Genomic DNA, 6,309 nt, shown 5'->3' with positions numbered 1-6,309 from the left:
GCTCCCTCAAACCCGAAAGATCATCGCGTCCAACAGCCACGGCCCTCGCAACTCCCACAGATCGCGGGTGTTGCGAGGACCGTTAGAACCCAAGCACCGGCGTGCGGGAGCGGGGCCCCTTGCCGTCCGTGGTCCGGCTAGCGCTGGGGACGCAGCCGGCGCACGGCGATCAGGACGCCCGCGCCGAGGGCGACGAAGGCGGCGGCGGAGGCGGCGAGGAACCCGTTGGGGGTGTCCGCGCCGGTCTGGGCCAGCTCGGGGGTGCCCGCGGGGGCGGTGGTGGCGGGGGCCGAGGGGGTGGCGGCAGGAGCCTTGGCGGGAGCCGCCGGTGCCGCCGGGGTCTGTGCGGCGGCCGGCTTGGCCGGTACGGGCTTGGCGGTGCTGCTCGGCTTGCTGCTCGGCTTGGTGGTCGGGGCCGGCTTGGGCGAGGCAGGCGTGGTCCGGTGGGTCACGGACATGTTCTTGAAGACCCACGGCGAGTGCTTGCCGTCCTCCGCGTCGGCGGTGAGGCCGACCCGGATGCCGTCCAGATCCGCCGTGGCCTTCGCGGCCAGTCCGACCCGGAACGTGAAGTGCACGGCCCGGCCGTCCGCCACGGGCTCGCCCTTGGGCGCCGTCGCGTAGAGCACCGGGTCGCAGCCGCGGACGAGCGGCACCTTCTGCCATGCGCCGGTGCTCCTGACCTCCACGGTCAGGTCCTCGGCGCGCAGGGGCGCGCCGCCGTTCTCGTTGAAGAACGAGAGCGAGGGAACCGCCTTCCGGTACGGCGCACCGGTGAAGTTGCCCACCTCGACCGGGATCTCGACCTTCGGGCCGCCCGCCAGGACGGTCAGACCGGGGGTCATGAAGAAGCCCGCGTCGATGGTGCCCCGGTGGGTGTCGGCGGCCTTCGCCGAGGGGCCCGCCGCCTTCGGCGCCGAGGCACCGGCCGGTGCGCCGAGCGGGGCGCCGCAGGCCCAGGCGGTGTCGGTGGTGAGCAGCTGGACGGAGCCTGCGAGCAGGACGGTGGCGGCCAGGGTGGCGGCGCGGCGACGGCCGGAGCGCGAGGGGGTGTTCTTCGCAAAAGCGGAGATAACGGACTTGCGCATGACGTGACTCCCCAGGGTCGACGTACTGACGGTGTGTGTGGTGAAGACGACCGGCTCCGCCCCTGTACGGCGGTAGCGCCCCCCGGCCCTGCCGGTCTCGCTCTCCGTGCCTTCATCCGTAAAGACGTCCATCCCCGCCGGGGGTTGCAGGCGGGTCCGGAAGTTTTTTCGGGAATCCTCGGGCGGCCCGGCCGGGCCGCCCGGCTCCGGGATACTGCCGGGATGGCAGAGGAGCTGATAACCCGTCCCGACGCCGGGCGGACGGACCGCGCCGGGCGGCGCTCGCTGCGGCAGGACGTCTCGGTACCGGCGCTGGTGGCCGGGCTGGTGTGCATCGTGGTGTCGTTCTCCGGGCCGCTGGTGGTGGTGCTCGCGGCGGCCGCCGCCGGGCGGCTGGACCAGGCGCACACCGCGTCCTGGATCTGGGCGGTGGCCGTCGGCAGCGGGCTGACCTGCCTGCTGCTCAGCTGGTGGACCAGGACACCGGTGATCACCGCCTGGTCCACTCCGGGCGCCGCGCTGCTGGTGACCAGCCTGGGCGCGTACCCGTACCGGGAGGCGGTCGGTGCCTTCCTGGTGAGCGGGGTGGTGGTGGCGCTGTTCGGGGTCACCGGACTGTTCGGCCGGCTGATCGCCGCCGTCCCGGCCGGGATCGTGAACGCGATGCTGGCGGGCATCCTGTTCTCCTTCGGTGCCGGCATCTTCGGTGCCGTGCACGGGGCACCGGCCCTGGTGCTCGGCAGCTTCGCGGCTTTCCTGCTGGCCAGGCGGCTGGCCCCGCGGTACGCCGTCCCGGCCGCGCTCCTGGCCGGCGGCGTCCTGGCGGCCTGCACCGTCGGGCTGCAGGTGCACCTCGGCGCGGGCGGTCCGACCCGGCCGGTGTTCACCGTGCCCGCCTTCTCCTGGCCGGCCATGGTGGGACTGGCGCTGCCACTCACCATCGTCGCACTGGCCTCGCAGAACGCCCCCGGCCTCGGGGTGATGCGGGCCTTCGGCTACCGGCCGGACGACCGGCTGCTGATCGGCACCACCGGCGGGCTCTCCGTCCTGCTGGCGCCGTTCGGCTCGCCGGGCGTGAACCTGGCCGCGATCACCGCCGCCATCTGCGCCGGACCGGAGAGCCACCCCGACCCGCGCCGGCGCTATGTCGCGGGCATGTCGGCGGGCGTGTGCTACCTGCTGATGGGCAGCTTCGGCGGGGTGCTGGTGAGCCTGTTCACCGGCCTGCCGAAGGAGCTGATCGCGGTGATCGCCGGGGTCGCCCTGCTGGCCTCGCTGCAGGGCAGCCTGGCCGCGGCCGTCGCCGACGAGCAGGGCCGGGACGCCGCCGTGGTGACCTTCCTGGCCACCGCCTCCGGGATGAGCCCGGCCGGCATCGGTTCGGCCTTCTGGGGACTGCTGCTCGGCCTCGGCGCCCATCTGGTGCTGAACGCACGGCCGCCGAAGCGGGCCTGAGGCCCACGGACCACCCGAATCGGCCACCCGATCGAACTGATTGGTATGACAGGGGTGGTTCGGGTCGTTCGGCCAGGTCGGTGACATTTGCGTAGGACGGTGAGGGCGACACGCCCTCCGGGTACGTCTTCGCGTCCACCACCCGGGCGACGCCGGGTGACCGGATCCCCGAGGACGCACCCGTATGCCGCCTGGCAACCCTGGCCGTCTCGTACGGAGTCTGGCCGCGCTCGTGCTGGTGTCCGCCGCGGTTCTGCCCGCCGCCCTGGAGTTGGTCGGACCGTCGCCGTTCGGTGCGATCGGGGCCGGCTCCCCGGCGGACCGGGCGGTGCCGCCGCACGCCGTGCAACAGGCCGACCTCCGTGCCGTCACCGCCCCGACCGTCGACATACGACGCACCGGTGACCCCGCCAACCGGATCACCCTGGTGCTGCTCGGCGACGGCTACACCATGGGCGAGCAGGAGCTGTTCCGCCAGCAGGCGGACCGGGCCTGGCACTCGCTGATGGAGATCGAGCCGTTCCGCAGCTACCAGGGCTTCTTCAACATACGGCGGGTCGAGGTGGTCTCCCCGGTCTCCGGCATCGCCGAGACCGAGGGCCGGAGCCGCGGCCCCGGCACCCCGCTCGGCATGCACTTCTGGTGCGAGGGCACCGCCCGGCTGCTCTGCGCCGACGAGTCCGCCACCGCCCGGGTCGCCGGCGGGGGCACCGGGCCGCAGTACCTGATCGCCCTGGCCAACTCCACCGAGTACGGCGGCGCCGGCGGCACCGGGGTCACCACCCTGGCCGGCGGCAGCCCGGACGCGGGCCGGATCATCCAGCACGAGATCGGGCACACCGTGGGCGACCTCGGCGACGAGTACGACAGCGCGCCGGACGACACCGACTACCCCAACCTCTCCACCGAGAACGCCGACGAGATGCGCCGCAAGCAGACCAAGTGGTGGCGCTGGCTGGGTGCGGTGTCCCCGGACGGCGCCGGGACGGTCGGGGCGTACCGCAGCGCCAACGGGGTCTACCGGCCCACCCCGGACTCGGTGATGCGGACCCTCGGCGGCGCCTACAACCTGCCCTCACGGGAGGCGATCATCGAGGAGATCTACCGCCGGGTCCGGCCGACCGACACCCCCGTGCCGGCCCCCGGCGAGGTCTCCGGCCGCCCCCGGCTGGAGGTGCACCCGCTGCCGCTCACCGGAGCCCGGCAGCTGCGGGTCGAGTGGAAGGTGGACGGCACCCCGGTGGAGCCGTCGGCGCCGGACCGCAGCTGGCTCGACAGCGCCCAGCTGAACCTGGCGCCCGGTCACAGCGCCACCGTCACCGCCACCGTCCGGGACACCACCGACTGGGTCCGGGACGAGGCCTTTCGCGACCGGTACATGACCAGGTCGGTGTCCTGGACGGTCACCGGCTGAGGTGGTTCGTGTCCGATCGCTGCCACCCCGTCCTAGGCGTCCAATGATGGGATGACTAATCTGGGTGCACTATGACCGCGGAGCCCGCCTCTTCCACCCGCCCCCTGACCGTCCCCGCTCCCCGCTCCACCGCCGAACCGGCACCCCCGGGCACCACGGTCCCGCCGCCACCCGGCGGCCGCGCCGCCTGGCTGGCCTGGTCCGTCGGCGTCAGCGTCTACATCCTCGCCGTCATCCACCGCACCAGTCTCGGCGTGGCCGGCCTGGACGCCGCCGACCGCTTCAGCATCGGCGCCTCCGCGCTCTCCACCTTCTCGATCCTCCAGGTGCTGGTCTACGCGGCCATGCAGATACCGGTCGGCCTGCTGGTCGACCGCTTCGGCCCGCGCCGGGTGCTGCTGCTCGGCGTCCTGCTGCTCAGCGCCGGCCAGCTGGCCTTCGCGTTCAGCTCCTCCTTCGGCCCGGCGCTGGCCTCCCGGGCGGTGCTCGGATGCGGCGACGCGATGACCTTCATCAGCGTGCTGCGGATCGCCGCCCGCTGGTTCCCGGCCGCGAAGAACCCGTTCGTCGCCCAGCTGACCGGGCTCGCCGGGATGGGCGGCAACCTGGTCACCACCGTGGTCCTCGCCCAGGCCCTGCACAGCGAGGGCTGGACGCCGACGTTCACCACGATCGCGCTGCTCGGTGTCGCCGTCTTCGCGCTGGTCGCGCTCTTCCTCCAGGAGGCCCCGGCCGGCGCCCCGCACCCCGGCGCGGAGGGCGCGCTCCGGCCGGCCGTCGGCCGGCAGATCCGCCAGTCCTGGCAGGAGCCCGGCACCCGGCTCGGGCTCTGGGTGCACTTCACCACCCAGTTCCCCGGCAACGCCTTCGGCCTGCTCTGGGGCCTGCCCTACCTGGTGGAGGCCCAGGGCCTGTCCCGGGCCGAGGCCGGCGGGCTGCTCACCCTGCTGGTGCTCAGCAACATGGCCTTCGGCCTCCTCTTCGGCCGGGTGCTCTCCCGCACGGCCCGCGCCCGGATGCCGATCGTGCTCACCGTCATCGCCGTCACCGCGGTCGGCTGGGCGATCACCCTGGCCTGGCCCGGCGGCCACCCGCCGCTCTGGCTGGTGGTCGGGATCATCCTGGTGATGGGCAGCAACGGACCGGCCTCCCTGGTCGGCCTGGACTACGCCCGCTCGCACAACCCCGTCGAACGGCTCGGCACCGCCTCCGGGATCGCCAACATGGGCGGCTTCATCGGCACGATGATCACCCTGTTCGGCATCGGCGTCGTCCTCGACGCCCTGACCCCGGCCGGTACCGACACCTACTCCGCGGCCGCCTTCCGCTGGGCCTTCTGCTGGCAGTACGCCCCCCTGGCCCTCGGCACCGTGATGATCCTGCGGCTGCGCCGCAAGGTCGCCGCGGGGGCCTCGTAGCGTCCCGGTCGGCGTGGACGTCGGACTGCCCCGGCCCGGCGGCGGTTTCCGGGGGGTGCCCGACGTCCACGGTCCCGGCCGGGTCAGCGGCCGTACTCGCGCATCAGCTCGGCGATCTGCCGCGCCGTTCCGTAGATCCGGGCATCGTGCAGTTCCACGACCAGCTGCCCGTCCCCGACGGCGGTCGGCGGTGGCGCCAGCAGACGGACGAGGTCGACCAGCTTCAGCTTGGCGCAGAGCGGGATCGGGCGGCTGCCCCGGATGCCCACCCGCTCCACGCTGGGGCAGGAGAAGTAGCCGCCGAAGGGCGGACCGCTGTCCTCCTCCCGGCTCGGCATGTGGAAGTCCATCTCGCCGTGCCGGCAGTGCACCGTCCCGTCCGAGCGGATGTGCACGCCGAGCCCGCCGTCGCGGTCGATCTCCGCGACGATCTGCACCTGCCGGCCGACCGCCTCCGCCAGCGTCTCCGCCATCCGTCGCCGCTGGGTGGGCACGTCGGTGTCCCCGCGCCGGACGGAGGGGAGCAGGTCGCGGGTGACCCACTCCTGGAAGGGGCGGGCACTCGGCTTGTTGGACCGCATGACCAGCGTGTACAGACCGGCCTCACTGATCACGTTGAGCATCGGGTTTCCGCGCTCGTAGGGTTTCTGACCTGCGGAAACACCATTACCCTTCCCGAAAGTTAGGGTAATCGAGCGCGAGTTGACGACCCGCGTGTGGTCGTCGCCGACCACTTGGCGAACCCGGCTGGGATTCAGTCTGCCGAGGACGGCGCACACGTCCGCCGTGACGAACCACGGCTCCCCGTCGATCAGCACGACCCGGATCGGCTGCCCCGTGACCGGGAAGCTCGACCGCACCAGCACCATCCGCGTCCGTTCGTCGTCCATCTGAACGCCCCTCCTTCTTCCGGGTGACGACTGCCCGGAACAAC

5 protein-coding genes are annotated in these 6,309 nt (G+C 73.0%); 3 read left to right on the top strand and 2 right to left on the bottom strand.

Annotated features, from left to right (window positions below):
- Nucleotides 1-137: 137 nt before the first annotated feature.
- Entirely contained in the window at nt 138-1,088 is a 951-nt protein-coding gene (locus tag ACIQIB_RS29555) for a hypothetical protein (RefSeq protein ID WP_400761698.1), read from the bottom strand.
- 222 nt (nt 1,089-1,310) lie between these two features.
- Between ACIQIB_RS29555 and ACIQIB_RS29550 the strand changes: the two genes are divergently transcribed.
- From ACIQIB_RS29550 to ACIQIB_RS29540, 3 genes are all read left to right on the top strand, one after another.
- The gene (locus tag ACIQIB_RS29550; protein WP_363614096.1) at nt 1,311-2,543 is read left to right on the top strand and encodes a benzoate/H(+) symporter BenE family transporter; all 1,233 of its coding nucleotides are present in this window, start codon (nt 1,311-1,313) and stop codon (nt 2,541-2,543) included.
- Between the two features lie 184 nt (nt 2,544-2,727).
- Entirely contained in the window at nt 2,728-3,957 is a 1,230-nt protein-coding gene (locus ACIQIB_RS29545; protein WP_400761694.1) for a M64 family metallopeptidase, read from the top strand.
- A 71-nt stretch (nt 3,958-4,028) separates the two neighbouring features.
- Nucleotides 4,029-5,375, top strand: a complete 1,347-nt coding sequence (locus tag ACIQIB_RS29540; protein WP_400761691.1) for a nitrate/nitrite transporter — start codon at nt 4,029-4,031, stop codon at nt 5,373-5,375.
- Nucleotides 5,376-5,458: 83 nt separating this feature from the next.
- Here the strand turns inward: ACIQIB_RS29540 and ACIQIB_RS29535 are convergent, their stop codons facing one another.
- Nucleotides 5,459-6,154 (bottom strand): Bro-N domain-containing protein, encoded by a 696-nt coding sequence (locus ACIQIB_RS29535; RefSeq protein ID WP_400761704.1) that lies wholly within the window; start codon nt 6,152-6,154, stop codon nt 5,459-5,461.
- Nucleotides 6,155-6,309: the final 155 nt, after the last annotated feature.

Source organism: Kitasatospora sp. NPDC092286, from assembly GCF_044755565.1.
Lineage (GTDB): Bacteria > Actinomycetota > Actinomycetes > Streptomycetales > Streptomycetaceae > Kitasatospora.
Note: the sequence above shows the minus strand (reverse complement) of the source record. Positions and strands in the feature narration are given on the sequence as shown.